Source organism: Bacillaceae bacterium S4-13-56 (assembly GCA_040191315.1).
Lineage (GTDB): Bacteria > Bacillota > Bacilli > Bacillales > JAWJLM01 > JAWJLM01.
In genome coordinates this window covers 55,741-75,271 of the sequence record JAWJLM010000004.1, presented here as the reverse complement: position 1 = coordinate 75,271, position 19,531 = coordinate 55,741, and the positions used below count along the sequence as shown (strand labels likewise).

Genomic DNA, 19,531 nt, shown 5'->3' with positions numbered 1-19,531 from the left:
TTTTCATTTACTTAAGACTTTGAGGGGGGGTATTACTGCCCGTTCATGCGGAAATATTTTTCTTTTTATTTGTTCTAGAATGTGACTCATGAAATATCATAGGAATAAAAGAGGTGACAAAATGAGAGAGAATAAGATAATTCCATATTTATCAACGAAAAAGCTTTATCCAGAAAACCAAGAATCCCCCATTCACTTTCTAGACAACGGGCAGACTCCCATTCATTATTTTTATAGAAGGAATCATTTTGCCTACCCTATTCTAAACCCTTTGCGTTTTGGAGTGGAAATTTCAGGGCAAGTTTCCCAACCTCGTTTTTTTAATTTAAACGAGCTTCTTTCCATGCCTAGAAAATCATTGTTAATCCCCTTAGAATGTTCGGGAAATAAGCGAGCGAAATTCACCCCTGAAGTCTTTGGTGAGCAATGGCAAGATGGTGCGATTAGCCAAGGGAAATGGACTGGAGTATCCTTAACTTATCTTCTAGAACTTGTTGGACTGACTCCAAATGCGCTTGAAGTGCTATTTCAAGGTTCCGATTATGGTAACAAACCAGGTAAGCTAGAAAAATTCCACTTCGAGAGAAGCCTACCCTTAGAAAAGGCATTACACCCTGACACAATCATCGCTTTTCAATATAATGATAATCCTATTTCTTTTAAACACGGTTATCCATTACGCTTAATTGTTCCGAATTGGTATGCTATGGCTTCTGTAAAATGGCTAAACCGAATAAAGGTAATCGATCATCATTTTACTGGACCCTTTCAAACAGAGGATTATGTCTATTATCCTGATAAAGACTCTGACGTAGGTCAATTCCCTGTTACCACTATAAATGTAAACTCCATCATACAACAGCCGTTAGATTTAGCTATATTAGAAACTGGTACACACACAATTCAAGGAATCGCTTGGTCAGGACTTGGACCAATTTCAGAAGTGGAATTAAGTTTTGATCAAAGTGAAACCTGGATAAAAGCTTCTCTTCACCCATTATCAAATCAGAAATATGCTTGGTCAAGATGGTCTTATGAGTGGAAAGTAAGTCAAAAAGGTGAATATACAATATACGTTCGTGCCAGGGATTCAATTGGTAGAGTGCAACCTATAACTCCATTTTGGAATCGAAAAGGCTATGGATATAATGCCGTTTCACATATTAAGGTAAAGGTTAACTAATTTAAGTAATCGCTTCTCCTCCGGCTCTCTAGCAATTAGATTTGACCCTTTCCTGTCCATAGTCTTTATATATTTTCTAACAATCTTGGCTTGTGACATGTTAATGAACAGGTTGCCGTCTTCATAACCTTGGAATTTCGTATGGTTATCGGCTACCTGCGCTTGTTCATATAAAAAAGGTGCCTAACCCCATTACCATGCTGGGGGTCAGGCACCAAGGTGCATGTTTATTTTTTTAAAAAATAGGTTTTTTGAACAAGCTCTTTTAGTAAGTGCCTCCAGCTAATTCGTACCTAACAGAAAACTCCTGTACAAATTGATTTGTGATAGCTGGATCATGGATAAATAGCAAGTTTTCATCATTTACGTTATTCCCATTGTCACTCCAATTTGTTGATCCTACAATAACTGTTGGATCACTAGTTGTATCTGCATCTACTAACATTGTTTTACTATGAAGCTTACGATCTTCATTATCTTGATATACTGGTGCAGGGTTATTCCAACGAGTATTTGGATTATTCGTGCTCTCTTGTGAAGCAGTACGGCCAGTCATATCCACACTTCCAGACCACCATTGGTTCCAGAAGCTTTCATCGAAAACACCCTTTACATCAAAGCCAGTTAACGTACCTTCTAAATCATTATAAGAACCTTCCCATAAATACTTTAACTCATCAACTAAGCCTTGATCACTCCAAGCAAATATAGAAAAGTACGTATTAATATCCGCATCATATTTTACAAACTCTCGCATTCTACCAACCGCATCATCACCAGTTGAGAAATAAAGCTCTACTGATGTACCGTTCACATCAAATATATGTGTTGTATTATCAGTTTTACGCGTATTAAAGTTTGAATTTGCTTTATCAGGGGTTAATCCTGTACTTCCCCACATTTCATTAAATTCTATTTCAAAGTTTTCTGCAAGATTTGGCCAGTTGATTTCTACTACATGCTGCTGGTTTCCGCCAAGAATCCCCTGTTCCATATTTGTTTCAGAGCCATATAATCCAGTTACTGTGAAATTCCAGCTTCCAGTAAATACCCACTGATCATCAATAACAGCAAACTTATTATGCATTTGAGTTCCTGGACTGTAGTAGGTCCCCACACTTTTTTCTTCTGCATCTACTAATAGATATCCCGATTCGCTAGTGCTTCCAACTGTAACTTTAACATTTGGAAAATCATTAGGTGTAGATGGTAAGCCAAAATTTATTCTAGATGTACTATCTTCTACAGCAAAATGTGGAGAATCAGAGAATACATAAATATCATCTGCAGTTCCTACAGTTCCATCTTGTCCACGAACCATTTTTTCTACATATAAACGCATTGTTTTAAAACGGTCTGCGTAGTTGGGGTCCGTTGTATCCTTTGCATCTGCAATTACACGAACATCAACACCCTGTGCTGCTTTTGAAATTAATGTATCAACGATACCAGGTAAGTTAATTTCATATGTTGCAAAATCAATGCTGGTTGTCGCTTGATTTAATCGTTCAATTAATTTAGTTTCTAAATTAACATTATAATTTGCTTCATTTCCTGATGTTGCATAGGAAGTATCCGCACATTTATTAAAGTAAACGTTAATTGCACCTAGTGATTCAGAAACATTGGTTATACTTTCTGTTGTATCAGTGCACCCTGAGCCAGTACCAGCTTCCCCACCAGAAGTACTATTAGAGTTATGCGCTATAGGTGTTCCATAGCCATATCCATAGTCATTTGTCGAAGTATTCCAATTTGATGTAGTCGTTCCACTAACAAATGGATCCGTTCTCTCCATTGTTGCCTTTGATGTATTATCTCCAGCATACCAAGCATCTACATAATCTATTAATGTGCCACTACTATCACGCAGTTCAAGAGATTCAGATGAATTCCCTAATGCTCCTGTGTATATAATATCAGCAGTAATACCTGGAACGGTGTCATCACTAGTTCTTTCTAATAAATAATATCCCCCAGCGGAAATAGTTCCTGATAAAGTAATAGCTGGCGTTCCATCTGATGCATTTAACGTCCAATTTGTAAGATCAAGTGCTTGATTAGAATTGTTATACAGTTCCACCCATTCGTCATTATAACTATTTGTTGTTCCCATCCAAGCAATTTCATTAATAGCAACATCACCAGCAGCAACGGCATACACTTGATTATCTTGGTCAATTACTGGTGCAAAAAAAGCTAGAACAAGACCAAAGATTATTGAAAGATTTAAGCCTTTTCTCATTAAAACACCTCTCCTTATTTTTCATACTAGTACCATGGGGTCAGGCACCAGTACTTAACGCTTTAATAATGCGGGGGACTGGCTCCAAGCCCGATGCAAAAAGTAGATGCAATAAAGAGCAGCACTAAGTATTAATAATATAGCACTTGCCGTTAAGGTGGTGGATGATTTGTCTTGGAATGCAAACAAACTTCCTAAGGCTGGTCCAACCATAACTCCTATTCCCTGAACGGATGAAAAAACGCCCCAACCACCTTCTTTTATTGTAGTTGGAATATGCTCAGCCAAAAAGGAATTCCATGATGGCAAGAGAAGTGCATAAAATAATCCAATCAATGCTACAGCTACTATTACATAGAAAAAATCCGGCTTGAGGGTTAGTAAATGGAGCAATACACCTAGTATACTCAAACCAATAATAAAAGAGAGTTTTTTATTGGTTTTATCAACTACTTTTCCCATAGGAACAATAGCCAAAATAGCTATTCCCCCACCAATTAACATTAACAAAGAATATTGTGATTGTGTTAAGTCCAACTCTTTTAACATGAATGAAGGTAAAATCGGAATAAGCATTCCCATGGCGACGCTTTGCATTATAATCCCTGGAAAAACTATCTTGCTATTTTTCAATAATTTTAAAGTAACGAAATATTGGCGTTTTATTGTATTCCTGTGCTTAACATTATTTCCATGGTTACTGAAAATATAGAATAACCAAGCTATTAAGATGATAAATGGCATTAACCAATAAGTTAAACCATAGTTATATTGAAGGATGTAATTCATGAAAATGACTCCAGAACCTAATCCTAGGAGCCATCCAAAATATACAATCCCCATCTTCTTCCCGCGATCGTTTTCTTTAACTTTAGCCAACACCACTAACCATATTGGACATATACCGATTCCTAAAAGGAGAGAACCTAGGATGATGAACCAATATCCTTTCATAAAAACTACCATAGTTATAGCAATAATAGATATTAAAAAACTCATATGTACAACGAGAGATGTCCCAACACGTTTCATAATATAACCAATAAACAAGTTGGTTGTTGCATCGCTAATAAAGTGAAAAGTGATAGCCAGACCAACAATTGTGACGGGAATCCTTACATCTGTTGCAGCTAATGTTGGCAAATAACTTATAATAAGTGCACCACGAATAAATTCAATAAATGCCAGTGAAATAATTAAAAAAACTAAACTTTTCTCTCTATCCCCACTCACTAATAGAATCATATTCCAGAGACCCTCCTTCTAACAAATGGTCACCTGGATTTTTTTCTAAAAATTGGAGGATATCAGTACAAATAACACTTGCTGCGTTAGGATTATGAATTTTTTTCATATTTAGTTTCATTTCATTTTGTAAATGTGAGTCTCTCGTTATTTGAGTAATCTTTTCAATCAAAGCAGTTGGATCATTCACAAGGAAAGCGGCACCTTTTCTTTCAAAATAACATGCATTTTCAAGCTCCTGTCCCGGTACTGACCGATATAAAACTAAAGGAGTTTTTATAGCTAATGCTTCACTCAACGTGATACCGCCTGGTTTTGTCACCATTATAGAAGCCACACTCATTAATTCATATAAATGATTGGAGTAGCCCAAAATTTTTATTCTTGGAGTGTTCAAAAATCGATTTGTTAATTTTTTTCTTAATTTTTCATTTTTACCACACACCACCACAACCTGATACCGATGTTCTTTTGAAAGTTTAGCAACAATCTCTTCCATATCTTTTAGTACACCAAAAGCTCCAGCGATAATTAGAATAACTTCACTATCTTTTTTCAGATCATATTTATGAAGAATCTCCTGTTTTTCTAGATCCTCTTCAAATTGGGGTTGAATGGGGATGCCTGTAACCCTGATATTTGATAGTGGCACATTACTGTTCATTATATCCTGTTTTAATTCTTCAGTTGCTACATAATATCGATCAATTTCTTCATGAATCCAGTTTTTATGCGCACAAAAATCAGTCAATATATTGAATATCGGGATGGTTACACCTTTCTTTTTCCGAAATTCTGGCACAACGAGCATTGGAAATGTATTAACAATTATATCCGGTTTTTCATTTTCTACAATCTCTTCTAGCTTTTGCATACCTAATTTATGAATGAATGCCGTTTTGGAAAGGATACTTTGTTTGTTTCCACCATAATAAAATAATCCGTAAAGTCTTTGACCGTACGTATAGCTCATTATATAAAAAGACTTTGTAATACTGGTGAGAGTTGGATGAGCTTCTAAAAATAAATCAGATACAACAATATTATTAATGCCTTTCCTTTTAAAAGTTTCTGAAAGTGTTCTAGTGACTTGCAAGTGCCCATTTCCATAACTCCCAGTAAGTATTAGTACCTTTGGGCTTGATAACATCAAGACTCACCTCTTAATAAATTGTAATAAGTATAAATAACTAAAGGAGTGCTAGTTTGTGAATTCAAAAGATGCTATTCCTCATAAAGTTGAACTTCAATTAGTGGTCGTCCCCGCTGATTGTCAGCACCCTAGATTATGACCTAAAGGCACTTGAATCAATCGGACATTTAGGCAGTTTATCCCCACCTACTCTTTTCATTTCAGTTAAGACTTGAGGTGGGGGTATTACTGCCATGAAAATAAAACATTAAATTTTTCATCCTTATTGGTGAAGCTTGCTTCACGGTTGGCTGCCTGTTCATTCGGGATAAATTTGAATAAAATAATTCCGGATTTCATCTACTATAGTCGCGCGCATAAAAAAGTGCGATTCCCACTGAATTCCCTTTTAATTGAGCTAATTTAGGCATAAGAGATAATTTGTTGATCATCTAACAATACTTCTTCATACTGAGCGACCAAATCATCAAAAATATCATCCCAGGACCTGCTTAACGCAAAATTTCGGGCTTCATAACTCATTTGCTGAACTAGAGCTTCATTTTCTATTAATTTGGAAATTGCTATTCTAAAGTCTTCTATATTTCTTGGCCTGCAGAGTAAACCCGTCTTTTGATCTGTTACGATCTCTTGGACTCCTCCTGATTTAGCACATATAGCCGGTGTACCACTCGCTAATGATTCTAATACCACATTTCCAAATGTTTCGGTTGTTGAAGGAAAGACGAATAAGGTGGATCCAGCATATGTTTGTGCTAATTCTTTACCCTTCAAATACCCTGTAAAGGTCATATTGTCTGTAGCTTCTAATTCCAATTTTTCTTTCATCGGTCCATCTCCAACAATGAGCCAATGAATATGTTTCTTAATCTCAGGTGTTAGTTGATGAGCAACCTTCATTAAAATATCCAAATCTTTCTCAGGGGCTAACCTACCGACATACGTAAGAATAAATTTTTCTTTTATACCGTGTTTTTCACGTAATGCCTCTGTCGTATAATCCGGCTTAAACTTCTCACAGTCCACTCCTCTACTCCATATACCTATATTGTTAAACCCATGTTGAAGTAATTCTCTTTTTGTTTCGTGGGAAGGGACAAACGTTTTTAAAAAAGGTTGGTGAAACCATCGCATGTATTTCCAAATCACATTGGACATTAATTGCAAATTGTAATAGTCTAAATAGCGATTGAAATGTGTATGGTAGGAACCCACAATAGGAATTTTTAACTTCGATCCATAATAAAGTCCGCTAAGACCTATATTAAAAGGAGTAGCAATATGAATTAAATCTGGGTTGAATTGTTTTAATTCCTTTTTAATTTGATAAAAATTTGGGAAAGTAAAACGACATTCAGGATAAAATAAAAATGGCATACTCGTAAAACGATGAATTTGACTACTATACAAATCATCCTCTTTTGCCTCTGGAACAAACAATTGGTATTCGAAATTTCTTCTCTCTAGATAATTTGCAAACCGTTGTAGCGTCATCGAAACACCATTTACTTGTGGTTTATAAGTATCTGTAAAAATAGCAATCCTCATTTGAATTCCCCCTTCAGATGAAAAAGTTAACGATAAAAACAGAAATAATACCGGTTAACATTCCTAAAATGGAGCCAACTAAAACATCACTTGGATAATGAAGCCCTAATACAATTCGGGAAAGACCTACAGAAAATGCTAAAATAAATAATAAAATATCAAAATTCGTGTACATGATAAGAGGAATAATGACTGAAAAAATAGCTGTTGTATGACCAGAAGGAAAGGAATAGTCTTTTAGAGGCTTCTCGATAACTTTGGTGTTAAGAACTACGATATAGGGTCTATGTCTTGGGTAGATCTTTTTTAGAATATGCACGGGTATATGACTTACCGTAAGTGCAAGAGCAGATGCTAACCCACATATTCGAAGTGTGGTGTCTCCCAACAATATAAGAAGCAAGGACCCTGTAATGGTTACTACAGCTCCTCCTAGGTGGGTGATCTTGGAGAAATACCACTTAATGAAACGATAGTCAAAGTATTGGTTCAAGTATAAAAATACAAAGCAATCATAATGATATAATCCTTTTACTCCTTTCAACGTATAGGCCACCTCCTTTTTATGATTTACTTTCATCTTAAATGGCAAATATTAAAGATATATCAAGATCATGTAAATTTTTTTTTGAAAATTGTAAATTTACTCTTTTCTAAAAACGCAAAAATCGCAATGCTTTATTTAAAAACATTGCGCTTCACATATTACTTCACTTCAAGGCGTGGGCTAAAATTTGTTTATACACCTCATTTGAACGCTCTTCTGTAATTAAATGACCCGTCTTTTCAAATGTGACAAGCTTTGCATTTGGCAAGTCTTTCACTAATTGATAACCAATTTTCACTGGTGTGACTTGGTCTTCTTCTCCCCAAAGCAATAGTGTAGGGAGAGAAATAGTTTTTAATTCTTCCCTTGATAAGTCTCCTTCTCGGTGTCTTAACAATCTTGTAAGAGAAACATAAAAACCATCTTCCTTTAAGGGTTTTCCATATTCCTCAATATAATTTTCCGTAATGAAAGATTGTTTATAAAAAACATTTTGTAGATACTCCCTAACGTCTTTACTTTTCACCTTTCGTTTTACGAAATAATTAAAAAAAGGAAGGTACGTGCACCACCTTAATATTGTGTTTGCTCTCTTTAAATATCCAGAACTAGATAGTAATACTAAATTCTTTATTTTTTCAGGACTCATTTTCGCCGCATTTAATGCAATTTGACCACCCATCGAATGTCCAACAATACTCACATCTTTTAAACGAAAATAGTCAATACAACCTAAAACAATCTTGGCAAAATTTTTAAAGGAATACACAAAGGAAGATGATTTTTCACTCCTACCAAATCCGGGTAAGTCAATCGCAATTATAGTAAATCGTTCCTTTAATAAAGGGATAAGAAGATTAAAGGTATAAACTGAAGAAGCTAAGCCATGAATTAAAAAAAGAGGGGGTTTTTCATTTATTGAATATTCACAATAAATTTTTACATTACAAACATCTATATACTGTTGATTCAACACCATCATTCACATCTCCATCATCTTTTAGAGATATTTTGTGCGCATTTCTTCTATTACATGTATTATAGTTCTACGTTTATTAATGGGTGCCTGACCTTCAAGATGATAAAGTGAAACTTCAACCTGTGGGGGGTACTACTGCTATGAAAATAAAACATTAAATTTTTACTCCTTGTTGGTGAAGTCCTAAATTCGTATATTCCTTACACTGCTCGCTTTGCGTCATCGACGGCTTCAGGTACAATTTCAATTCCATAAACTTTTTTTGCTTGTTGAGCCAAGAATAAGGAAATCGTACCAATCCCACAACAGACGTCGATAACAGTTTCTTTTCCTGTCAGTTCTGTATATTCTAAAGCTTGATCATATAATAACCAGTACATACGGAAGTTGGTCAGTTCACTTCTATTTGGAACATTCTCACCTTATCTAGTTTTTCAGCCATGCGGCATATCAGTTAGCGTACCTTTTCTAACGAAATGGCTCTAGCCTTCCTTCTGCCGAATCTACTCTTGCTTCGAACCCCGTAATCTGTCAATCACTACGCATTAGGAGTCTTGATGGGATTGTTTCAGGAAACTTGGTTCCATCGTTCCAATCCTCCGTTGTATAGTTGAAGCTTTTCTAGTAAACTTCCTGTATTTTCACGCTAGAAAGCGTTTATAACAGAGCTTGTCGCGTACACCGTTGCTTTAAGTGAATTACTTCACATTCATTATTTCAAGTTTATTATACTGTATTGATTAATAGAAAGAGGTTGCCCTTGCAACCTCTTTCCCTTATTAAAACTTGCCTATTTGTCTTTCGAATTTCATTTAAAAATCGTATTCCGCTTCTTTAGCTTTACGAATGCTGGTATATGTTTCGGTCAATACTACTGTATCTTCCACCAAACGATTGATGCGGAATATCACATCATCATTAATAATTTCTTTTTGTTGAAAATCTTTTTCCTCGATAAATACGTATGTCTGAACAATTTGTGCTTTCATATACGCCATAATCGGTTTTAGTTGTTGTTCTACCACCAAATAATGCTTAGATGAACCTGCTGTTACAAGAACGCTTACTACTTTATCACGAAATGCATTTACAGGTAATAAATCGAAAATGTTCTTTAATGTACCAGGAATAGAAGCCTGAAAAATAGGGGTTCCAATCACAATAGCATCTGCTTCCATAATCTGTTTTGTTACAAATGCGGTATCTCCTTCATAATCCAAGTAATTTCGCCCATCACTAAACCGAACATTATATTCCGCTAAATCAATGATTGTATATTCGGCTTCTGGATACTTCTCTGATATTTCTTTAGAAAGATAATTCATTGCTGTTCTTGTTTTAGAACCGACAATTGAACCAGATATTCCAACAATTTTCATATTTATACCCATTCCTTTCGCTTCGCTCAAGGCACAAAATGGTATGAAATAAACTTGTGCTGAGCGACTTTTTTATTATTCTAGACTTATAGGGATGTTCAGTTAACTACAAACCACGTGAGGTGAGTGGGCCTATTCCGAAAGCGGAGTGACCGCAATTTATATGTGTAGATTGCCTTTTCAAGCACAAATAAGTGTGACTTCGAGCACGCAGACTTACCTTTGTATAAACATTACTCGTTTACTGCTGGGCAATACGGTGTCAGATACCTTTGGAAAGAGTTCCATGAATATTATTGAGTAGCTCCTAGAAGATCCAACAGATACAGATTTTAATATCGAACCACTTATTCACGGTTCGATGAAGGACAAGATTCCAGAGTTAAAACTTGCCATTGATGGTTTTATTACACCTGAACAAGCAGGGAAGTTAGCTGTGATTAAAGAACATTATGACAATCTTCAAAAACGTAAAGCAGATCTTGAAAAGCTTATCCTTTCTCTTGCCGAGCCCTACACAGAAGAAATTAACTTGATCTTAACTGTTCCATCTTTTGAAAACACCTTTTCAGCCATTGCTGTGGTTTCAGATATAGGTGCCGATATGGACGTGTTTCCGACTGCTAAACATTTATGTTCCTGAGCAGGACTAACACCTACGAATAACGAAAGTGCCAGCAAGAAAAAGTCAGCAAGGGTTTCAAGAGCAGGGATATATATCAAGCCCCTTTTGGTACAGTGTGATACGGCTGTAGTCAAAAGCGATAAGCATCCCGAAATCCGAAACCGCTATTTAAGAATCAAAAACGTCGTGGTCACAAACGTGCAATTATCACTATAGCACGAATGTTGTTAACAGTTAATTTACCACATTTTAAAGAAAGAAGAACCTTATAATCCAGATCTATATAAGAAAGCCGATGTTCTTCCAGTAAGCCGTGAAATCACGATTGAACAAGCAATCGCATTGGCCAAGTCCCAAGGTTTTCGAATTACGGAATCAATAACTTAGAGTTTGCTCTTTATTCCATAATTTATCAAAAGAGTCATCCTGTGATGGCTTATTTAATTAAAACATCAGTGGTTTATTTCAGACTTATATCCTACTATTTTTTTGCGGTATACTTTCTGATTGCTGGTAAAATTTCTGTACCAATAAGTTCAATGTTCTTGGCTAATTTGTCGAATGGTACACCACCCAAATCGATTTGTGCGAGATAACGCTGATGCCCAAACAACTCATATTGATAAAGAATTTTTTCAATAATTTGCTGTGGACTTCCTACGTTTATGACATTGCGAACATCAGCCCCTTGTGCCCACAATTGCTTCGAAAACCCTTGACCGTTGGCTAAGATTACTCCTTGATTAATATAAGGATAATATTCCTTAAGTGCCTCCTGCGTTGTTTCTGCCACATAAAATAGTCCTGTTGTTGCAACAGGTAAACTATCTGGATCAAAACCATTACTCTTTAAAACCTCTCTATAAGCATCAATCGATCTTTTGAAAACACTTGCAGGACCTCCTAATGTAGCAAGTGTCATCGGAACGCCTGCATAACCAGCCTTTATCGCACTTGCGGGATTACCGCCCACCGCACGCCAAATTGGAAGTGAACCAGTTTTTGGTCGGGGTAAGATTTCAGCATTCCTTAACGGCTCTCTAAATTGCCCGCTCCAATTAACTAATTCTTCTTCATTGAGCTTTAGCAATAGTTCAAATTTTTCCTCAAATAATGCTTCATAATCACGTATATTATATCCTAATAACTCAAAGAGCCCTATACGAGAAGCACGACCAGCAACAATCTCAGCACGACCATCCGAAATCAAGTCGATAGTCGCAAAATCCTCATACAAACGAACAGGGTCTAATGTACTGATAATCGTCGAAGAACTACCTATTTTTATTTTTTCTGTTGCTTGGGCAATAGCTGATAAAACAACAGTATGTGCCTGAGTAGTAAAATACTGTTGATGACTTTCCCCAACACCATAAAAATCGATACCTGCTTGTTCAGCTAACTTAGCTAATTCAATAATTTCATTAATCCGTTGCTTAGCTGAAATACGTTCACTAGTATTAGGGTTTGGCATGTGGTCACCTAATGTATAAAGACCGAATTCTAGACCTTTACTTTTGTCGATTCGATAATTTTCCATCTTATTCAACCTACCTTTATATAAAGTTGTTTATTTTCAACTGACAATGTTATTATGACTTATAAATATCTTTTTAATAAGTACGCACTTAAAAGTGGTATAGTATACAAAAAGATACTAAAGGAGAAATTGGGATGAATATAGAACCAGAATTGTGTCGAGTAGAAGATGCTTTAGGCATATTAGTTGGGAAATGGAAACCAATTATTTTATTGAATTTACTAAAGAACGGTACTCAAAGATTCAGTGAATTAAAGCGAAGTATGCCCGGAATTACCCAAAAGATGTTGACTAACCAATTACGTGAATTAGAAGATGAGGATATTATTCAGCGTGTTGTATACCCCCAAGTTCCTCCCAAGGTGGAATATTCGATTACAGAATACGGAAGGAGCTTGGAACCAATACTAGAAGCAATGCATGAATGGGGTACAAAGCATACTTTGCATAAAATGGAGAAATTGCAGCAAAGTAATAAATACTAGAAAGCTACCATTTTGGTAGCTTTACTCTTCCGATAACCCGTTAGCAATAGGTAAGCGTTTGAATTCCTTCATCGATGTTGACTTATCGAAGGAGAGGAGGGAACCGACTCTAGTCGATAGGCTGCCCCTCAAAACAAGAAAAGCACTTGTTTCTGCGAAGTAGCTCTAAGTAGCTTCCCTTCGTGCGCTTACTTGGGGCAAAAACTTCGAAGATTACTCGATGATGCTTTTTCGATGGAGCTAGACAAATTTAAAGTTTTATCTTGTAAGAAAAGCAGAAGTTTTGATAAAACTTCTGCTTCTTTATAAGACGCCGCCTAAATCTAGAACGGTTTCTTAGATTCTATTATTTTTTCTGATTTTTTGTAAATCATGTTCATCCCTTTCAAAAAATCATATTAGACCCGATAAAATATTAATCTTATCTTAGCGAAATCTTTTTTAGACTATATATATACTGTGGGTCAGACAACCAGTACTTCAATCGATTTTTTGTTTAAAAGGTATGAAAGTTATTGGCTTCTTGCAGTAATTCCTTCAAATAATTGATTGCATTCTGAGCTAGAATACCATCAATGACGCGGTGGTCATAGCTTAGCGATAGGGTAAGCATGTTCCCAACGGCAAACGCATCCTCTTTTATAATTGGCTTCTTCGTAATTTTACCAACACCCAATATCGCAGTCTCAGGTGGGTTGATGATTGGCGTGAACCATTGGCCACCAGCTGAACCAATGTTAGAGCTTTCGACCGTAACCAGGATTGTTGAATGAACCGATCGACACGAGCATCCATGCGATCATAAAGAACGAACTGCTCCCACATATCTTTCAATTCAACAAACTCCTTCAACTAAATAGTCCCTCCCCTATTTGCGTGCTAGGTCCATTATAGCAAATATTGGGGGGTTCGGGGGGACGGTTTGAGACTAGTGTCGCTTTTAATAAAGAATCGAAAATCATTTAGTCCCCACTTTGTGAGTCTCTTTTTAGTTATTGTTTGATGGAGAATTTCACTACAGGATATGCGCCAATTCCCTTTCCTAGAGTTGGCGAGCATCATTGCGTTGTCATGGTCTAGTCCGTATGACCGAAGCTTAGGGTCGACTACTTGAAAAATAGCTTGATGAAGTACTCTGTCTAAGATACATGGTATTCCTAAATATCTTTTCGAGCCGTCAGGTTTAGGGATCGGAACTCGTTTAACCGGTTGAGGCTTATATGTTCCATCCTTTAACTTTCGTTTGAGTGCTTGATAATATTTTCTCATATGAGATTCTAAATCGTTTACTTTTATACCATCTACACCTGAAACACCTTTGTTTGCTGTTACCTTCTTGAAAGCATCCCAAAGATTATCATCGTCAATAACTTTATCAATTAAGCTGATGCCATCTTGTTCTTTCCTATCCATGTAGGCATCCCTACGCACTCCTATATGTACCCTTGGGTCTCCAACCTATCTCTCCATAGTTAGCCATCTTTTTGGTTTTTACCGTGATGTTTTCTGCACTTAGCGGTGATGTCTACACCTCCTTGTTTTCCAAGATTTAAGATTGGTCGGTCCTTCGTTTCCGTAAGAAACTACTATGACTTCAGCTGACTTCTCACGGTAAACCTTTTTCCGACCAAGTGTATTCCACTCGTCCGTGAGATCTCCTCGGATAAGAGCGATAACTTTCTTCTCATGCAATTGTTATATTTACTGTATGGGATTCGGGCAGTATTGGACTTTATCTTGTTTAGTAGACTCACCCTTCCCAATTTATCCTTATATATAGTTTCTTGTTCTTCAGTTCAAGAATTTGCCTTCAGATTCCTCCTCACGGGTGGACCCCTTTGCCATTAGCTAACAGTTCATACCGCCAAGCCTGTAGTGGACTTTCACCATCAAGTTATCGCCCATGTCAGGCAGAACAAAAATAAGGCTACCTGCTGGTAGTCAGGATAGCCTTAGCATAAATGTAACTTTATTTGTCTGTTCTTTTAGCCAATTCCAAAATGAGTTGGTGATTTTCTTTAATATCCTGGTAAATACCTTCCAACTCATTCGCGATGGTATCTTCTTTTTGTTTAATAGAGCTAAGTTTGTGTTCTGCTTGCTCCTGATCATTTGTTATCTTTCTAAGACTAGTTTCTAATTGCTCACTATCTAACCGAATAGATAATATCCCCTCTGATACATCCCTTAGTTCTGTTGCCTGGTTATCCACCTTTGTGTCAACTGATTCCATCAAACTATTAAACTCACTAAAAGAAGTGAAACTTGCATTAATTTTTTTCTGAATTTCATCCAACTGTTCCTTAATCTTACCAGAAGCATTTGAAGAGGCACTTGCTAGCTTTCCTACTTCTTGAGCGACAACAGCAAATCCTTTTCCATGTTCACCAGCACGTGCTGCTTCTATGGATGCGTTAAGTGCTAAGATTTTCGTTTGATCTGAAATTCCGGATATTGTTGAACTGATACTTCCAACGACTTTTGTTAAACTTACAAGATCTTCTAGAAGTTCGGATGTTGTATTCATATGTTCTGTTGCTTGTTTATTATCTTGTCTAATTATTTCAGAACTGTCTGCCACCTTTTGAATAGAATGACTGTATGTTTTTATTTTTTCATCCAACGTTTCAAACACATTAAAAAATTGTGTTAATTCGGCTGTGTTATTAGTAAAAAGATTCTCCAGTTGATTGATAGAGGATAAGTTATTATCCAAACTTTGTTTAATAGTATGTGTAGACAGATCAATATCTTGGTATGTTTCTTTCATAGCTTCCACAAAAACACCGATTTCCTGATTCGCTTGCATTTTACTACTTCTGACATCTTGAGGAAGTTCGTTTATTATAGATAAAATATCATCTATTGCAGGACGATCAAACTGTGATTCACCGATATAACTGTATTGGATCATGTGTTGCTCATTTAATAGATATGTACTAGGAATCGCAATACGGAAACTATCCCATTTAATAGGGACAAAGACTTCGTATTGTTTAATCACTTTCCTTTTCTCATCTGATAAAATAGGAATTTTTATGTCCTCTTTATCGACGTATTGTTGAATAGATTTAATATCTTGTCCAGCAATACCAATAATCTGTATGCCCTTTTCTAACAAGCTATCATAATAGTTATTCAGCTCAACTAGCTGTTTGCGGCAGTTTGGTCACCATGTACCTCTAAAAAAAGTAAGAATGATAGGTTGGTTGCTAAAATCTGATAAACGAATAGTTCGATTGTTTGTTGCAGGCAATTCAAAGTGCGGTGCTTTTTTTCCTACTGTTAAACCTTTATTCGCCATGTAAATCCCTCCAATAATATGCCGGGTATTATAAAAACTTTCTACCTTATTAATCATGTTAATTATTTATTTGTGAAATGTCTATTTATTTGTCGGATTGAGTCCAACCTCCGAACAAGTGGTCCGAGGGATTTAATCTTTGTATGGCACTAATTTTAGTTCAACTCTATCAACGCCACGCACTCGACGTGTGTTATCATTTATCACTTAATACATTTTCGCTAAAGTTTGGTTTTGCGTAAATGTATTCCCACAATAGCGCTTATAAAAGGATAACCTAGTGATTATATTTATATTTCGAGAAAATATTGCTCTATTGCAGGTAGATTTTTTTATCGCGATCGATTTAACAAAATAGCTCTGTAAATTACGCGCTAAATCATACCCCTTTCATTCCTCAGATTCCCCTCAATTGCCAAAAGAACTTTATTCAATCTCCGTTGGCTGTTCCAACTTTTTTGTTAAAAATATGTTATCATGGGGATGAAATTTTCAGTTATTAGAGATATCTTTTAGTGCTCAAAATCAAAATAAGACTTTTCGAAGAATTACACTTATACTAAACCAGCAGTAATGCGGAATAAGAAAATCATCATTTGCTTAATATGTCGTGACATATATAATTACCTGTGAAATCCCCATGTAATAATTGGTAACTAACGATAAGTATAAAGTCATAACGAATAAAAAATAGGGACTCAAAACCACAGGTCTAAGACATTATTTGTTATGGTGGCTGGGTTATCTGTAGCAGTTGGTGAGTATTTAACCAGTTGTATAGTTAAAACTATTGTTGAGGGGAGAACTTATGGAACATAATCATAATTTATATAGTGAGGCTGAACTGTTTATCAGGATTTGCTATCAAGAGCTAGGTAAAAGTAGTAATACTTTAAAAGACAGAATAGAAGAAGTGAAATCGGATATTTACACCAGTGGAACATATACTCATACATTTGAAGAGCTACAGCATGGAGCAAGAATGGCTTGGAGGAATAGCAATAAATGTATTGGACGCTTGTTTTGGGACAAGCTTCATGTTCTAGACAAAAGAGGACTTTCGACTGAAAAAGAAATATGCAAAGCCCTTTTTGATCATATAGATTATGCTACAAATGGTGGAAAGATTATCCCTACTATCTCTATTTTAAAGCAAAGTACACAAGAACAAAAGGTTCGAATATGGAATCATCAACTTATCCGTTATGCAGGCTATGAAACAGCTGAAGGGGTAACTGGTGATCCCGATTCCCTTTCCTTTACAAAAGTTTGTCAAGAGCTTGGATGGATAGGGAAAGGAACACATTTTGATGTTTTACCTATTGTTATTCAGATAGGAAACAGTCAGCCTTGCTATTTTGATATTCCGCAAGAAATTGTAAAGGAAGTACCGATTACACACCCTACAATTGAGGGAATAGCAGATCTTCATCTAAAATGGTATGGGGTCCCAATTATTTCAGAAATGAAGTTAGAAATAGGAGGTATTGAATATACAGCTGCTCCTTTTAACGGCTGGTATATGGGAACAGAAATTGGCGCCAGAAACCTTGCTGATACAGCTCGTTATAACGTGCTGCCTAAGGTTGCCTCTATATTAGGTCTTTCTACAGAACGAGACTCTTCATTGTGGAAGGATAAAGCTTTATTAGAATTAAATATTGCTGTATTGAACTCCTATAAAAAAGCTGGGGTTAGTATCGTTGACCACCATACAGCTGCTAGACAATTCCAAAAATTTGAAAGTCTAGAACACGATGAAGGACGAAAGGTAACAGGTAATTGGACATGGCTGATTCCCCCTGTATCTCCGGCCACTACACATATTTTTCATAATCCTTATAAAAATGACATTATAAAACCAAATTATTTCTATCAGAAGAGACTTTATTAAAAAAGTAAGGTATTTTAAAAAATATTTATTTTTAAAATTATATGAAGAAGAACTAATACCAAACAATTCATTTGTTGCATAGTCATTCATGTATTTTTTAGACCAAGAGATACCACCACCGAGAATGAAAATAAGTATTCCCATTCTCGGTTATAAAGTTAAGATAAATATGTTTATCTTCTGCCTTTCACACTTGAAGTGCTTATAGTAGAACTTGTCGAGCGACACCCTTTACTTTAATGGAAAAAGGGCAATCCCTGCTTTTCTTAGAATTGCCCACTTAATTTTTATTCTTAATAAATTTAATGTGCATGGAAGAAAAAGAAAAAACAAACATCTTTAATAATGGCAACCTTTTCTATTTTCACACCTTCTCACCTTTTTATATTTTCAAATGACTTCAATACAAAAGTACCGGCTAATTTCATCAAGGTTTACCCATTGAAACTCATGTCTTCTTGAAAGGGAAATAAAATCTATACCTTTTCGAGCAGCGGTTGGTTTATAAACATCTCCGTAAACCGCGAATTCTTCTCTAAAATATTTATAAATACCGTTATTTACTTTCCCTTCATAAAAGGGCTTGTCCGATACAAGAACAACACAGGCTGTTTTATTAAAACCTCGGTCTTTCAGCTGTTCCATAAATTTAATATCTTTTGTGAATGAATACATCTGTTCAGGATATTGACCATTTAACGGATGTTTAAGTTCAATAGCATATTTTTCAGACTGATCAGCATTATAGATAACAATATCAATCTCTTTTTTTATCGTCTTTGTATCATTCGTGAAAAAAGAAACGTTTCTCTCAAACTGAATTTTGTAATTCGGAAATTTACTTCTTAAATATATGCCTAATTCATGCTGTAAACTAAATTCATTATAGATTTCAATATTATCTGCTTTGACGTAATGAAAAAAATCCTGAACAATCACCTTCAATTCAAGCATACTTATCACCTTTCTTCGTTCGTGTAATCCCGATCAATTATTTTCTACCTCCCCTAGGTACTTTTTCATTAATTCTTCAGCCTCTTTAATACCCGCTTCCGTTAAGTAAACGGATTTGGATCGCACGCTCCCTCGAATTAAATCCTCATCAGTTAATTCATTTAAGGTATCAAACGGGTATCCCTTCCAGCTTCTTCTCATTTCCACTGGAAGATCATTCTCCTTCCATGAAGTTAAGTATAGTAATAACAAAGTAAGCTCTTTAATCTTTTCCTCCATTTAAAACAAACCCTCTCTTAATCATTATTAATTTTAGCTTATTAGAAAAACCAACTATTTACAATATTGTTTCTCCACCAACAGCTCTGTCTATCATAGGAATAAGAGTTTATTAGATTGGGAGGCGTTTTATTTTATGAATTTATCAAATGTAGGGAAAGGATATCAGGC

Annotated in this window: 16 protein-coding genes, 3 pseudogenes and 1 riboswitch; of the genes and pseudogenes, 5 read left to right on the top strand and 14 right to left on the bottom strand. The window is 35.8% G+C overall.

Translation table 11 applies throughout. The features are described from left to right. The first annotated feature begins 121 nt into the window (after nucleotides 1-121). A complete protein-coding gene (locus RZN25_02080) occupies nucleotides 122-1,183 on the top strand; it encodes a sulfite oxidase (GenBank protein MEQ6375621.1) in 1,062 nt (353 codons plus the stop codon). A 265-nt stretch (nucleotides 1,184-1,448) separates the two neighbouring features. On the opposite strand, the gene RZN25_02075 is transcribed toward RZN25_02080, so the two are convergent. From RZN25_02075 to RZN25_02040, 8 genes and pseudogenes are all read right to left on the bottom strand, one after another. Continuing rightward, on the bottom strand, nucleotides 1,449-3,428 hold the full coding sequence (locus RZN25_02075; protein ID MEQ6375620.1) for a phospholipase D-like domain-containing protein: 1,980 nt from the start codon (nucleotides 3,426-3,428) through the stop codon (nucleotides 1,449-1,451). Between the two features lie 54 nt (nucleotides 3,429-3,482). After that, nucleotides 3,483-4,673: an MFS transporter gene (locus RZN25_02070; protein MEQ6375619.1), complete on the bottom strand. Its 1,191-nt coding sequence runs from the start codon at nucleotides 4,671-4,673 to the stop codon at nucleotides 3,483-3,485. Then, complete coding sequence (locus RZN25_02065) at nucleotides 4,648-5,823, bottom strand: glycosyltransferase (protein ID MEQ6375618.1); 1,176 nt, start codon at nucleotides 5,821-5,823, stop codon at nucleotides 4,648-4,650. Before RZN25_02065 ends, RZN25_02070 begins: the two co-directional genes overlap by 26 nt. Before the next feature lie 405 nt (nucleotides 5,824-6,228). Then, on the bottom strand, nucleotides 6,229-7,374 hold the full coding sequence (locus tag RZN25_02060) for a glycosyltransferase family 1 protein (protein ID MEQ6375617.1): 1,146 nt from the start codon (nucleotides 7,372-7,374) through the stop codon (nucleotides 6,229-6,231). A 13-nt stretch (nucleotides 7,375-7,387) separates the two neighbouring features. Continuing rightward, nucleotides 7,388-7,918 (bottom strand): phosphatase PAP2 family protein, encoded by a 531-nt coding sequence (locus RZN25_02055; GenBank protein ID MEQ6375616.1) that lies wholly within the window; start codon nucleotides 7,916-7,918, stop codon nucleotides 7,388-7,390. Between the two features lie 166 nt (nucleotides 7,919-8,084). Further along, complete coding sequence (locus RZN25_02050; GenBank protein MEQ6375615.1) at nucleotides 8,085-8,900, bottom strand: alpha/beta hydrolase; 816 nt, start codon at nucleotides 8,898-8,900, stop codon at nucleotides 8,085-8,087. 209 nt (nucleotides 8,901-9,109) lie between these two features. Next, nucleotides 9,110-9,271 (bottom strand): annotated as a pseudogene (locus tag RZN25_02045) (methyltransferase domain-containing protein). A 441-nt stretch (nucleotides 9,272-9,712) separates the two neighbouring features. After that, on the bottom strand, nucleotides 9,713-10,279 hold the full coding sequence (locus RZN25_02040) for an NADPH-dependent FMN reductase (protein ID MEQ6375614.1): 567 nt from the start codon (nucleotides 10,277-10,279) through the stop codon (nucleotides 9,713-9,715). A 361-nt stretch (nucleotides 10,280-10,640) separates the two neighbouring features. On the opposite strand from RZN25_02040, the gene RZN25_02035 reads away from it, so the two are divergent. Both RZN25_02035 and RZN25_02030 read left to right on the top strand, forming a co-directional pair. Further along, complete coding sequence (locus RZN25_02035) at nucleotides 10,641-10,922, top strand: hypothetical protein (GenBank protein MEQ6375613.1); 282 nt, start codon at nucleotides 10,641-10,643, stop codon at nucleotides 10,920-10,922. Between the two features lie 12 nt (nucleotides 10,923-10,934). Beyond that, a pseudogene (locus RZN25_02030) lies at nucleotides 10,935-11,120 on the top strand (hypothetical protein). A gap of 265 nt (nucleotides 11,121-11,385) precedes the next feature. Here the strand turns inward: RZN25_02030 and RZN25_02025 are convergent. Next, a complete protein-coding gene (locus tag RZN25_02025) occupies nucleotides 11,386-12,444 on the bottom strand; it encodes an LLM class flavin-dependent oxidoreductase (GenBank protein MEQ6375612.1) in 1,059 nt (352 codons plus the stop codon). 134 nt (nucleotides 12,445-12,578) lie between these two features. On the opposite strand from RZN25_02025, the gene RZN25_02020 reads away from it, so the two are divergent. Further along, the gene (locus RZN25_02020; GenBank protein ID MEQ6375611.1) at nucleotides 12,579-12,929 is read left to right on the top strand and encodes a helix-turn-helix domain-containing protein; all 351 of its coding nucleotides are present in this window, start codon (nucleotides 12,579-12,581) and stop codon (nucleotides 12,927-12,929) included. A gap of 496 nt (nucleotides 12,930-13,425) precedes the next feature. Here RZN25_02020 and RZN25_02015 read toward each other — a convergent pair. From RZN25_02015 to RZN25_02005, 3 genes and pseudogenes are all read right to left on the bottom strand, one after another. Next, nucleotides 13,426-13,683, bottom strand: a pseudogene (locus tag RZN25_02015) (2-oxo acid dehydrogenase subunit E2). Nucleotides 13,684-13,817: 134 nt separating this feature from the next. Next, nucleotides 13,818-14,342 (bottom strand): hypothetical protein, encoded by a 525-nt coding sequence (locus RZN25_02010; protein ID MEQ6375610.1) that lies wholly within the window; start codon nucleotides 14,340-14,342, stop codon nucleotides 13,818-13,820. 556 nt (nucleotides 14,343-14,898) lie between these two features. After that, nucleotides 14,899-16,233 (bottom strand): redoxin domain-containing protein, encoded by a 1,335-nt coding sequence (locus RZN25_02005; protein ID MEQ6375609.1) that lies wholly within the window; start codon nucleotides 16,231-16,233, stop codon nucleotides 14,899-14,901. Between the two features lie 663 nt (nucleotides 16,234-16,896). Then, a riboswitch (cyclic di-GMP riboswitch) is annotated at nucleotides 16,897-16,982 on the top strand. 59 nt (nucleotides 16,983-17,041) lie between these two features. Between RZN25_02005 and RZN25_02000 the strand changes: the two genes are divergently transcribed. Continuing rightward, nucleotides 17,042-18,127, top strand: coding sequence for a nitric oxide synthase oxygenase (locus RZN25_02000; GenBank protein ID MEQ6375608.1), 1,086 nt, complete (start codon nucleotides 17,042-17,044; stop codon nucleotides 18,125-18,127). A 390-nt stretch (nucleotides 18,128-18,517) separates the two neighbouring features. Here the strand turns inward: RZN25_02000 and RZN25_01995 are convergent, their stop codons facing one another. Then, complete coding sequence (locus RZN25_01995) at nucleotides 18,518-19,081, bottom strand: hypothetical protein (protein ID MEQ6375607.1); 564 nt, start codon at nucleotides 19,079-19,081, stop codon at nucleotides 18,518-18,520. A gap of 33 nt (nucleotides 19,082-19,114) precedes the next feature. Next, nucleotides 19,115-19,360 (bottom strand): DUF6429 family protein, encoded by a 246-nt coding sequence (locus RZN25_01990; GenBank protein MEQ6375606.1) that lies wholly within the window; start codon nucleotides 19,358-19,360, stop codon nucleotides 19,115-19,117. Between the last annotated feature and the right edge of the window lie 171 nt (nucleotides 19,361-19,531).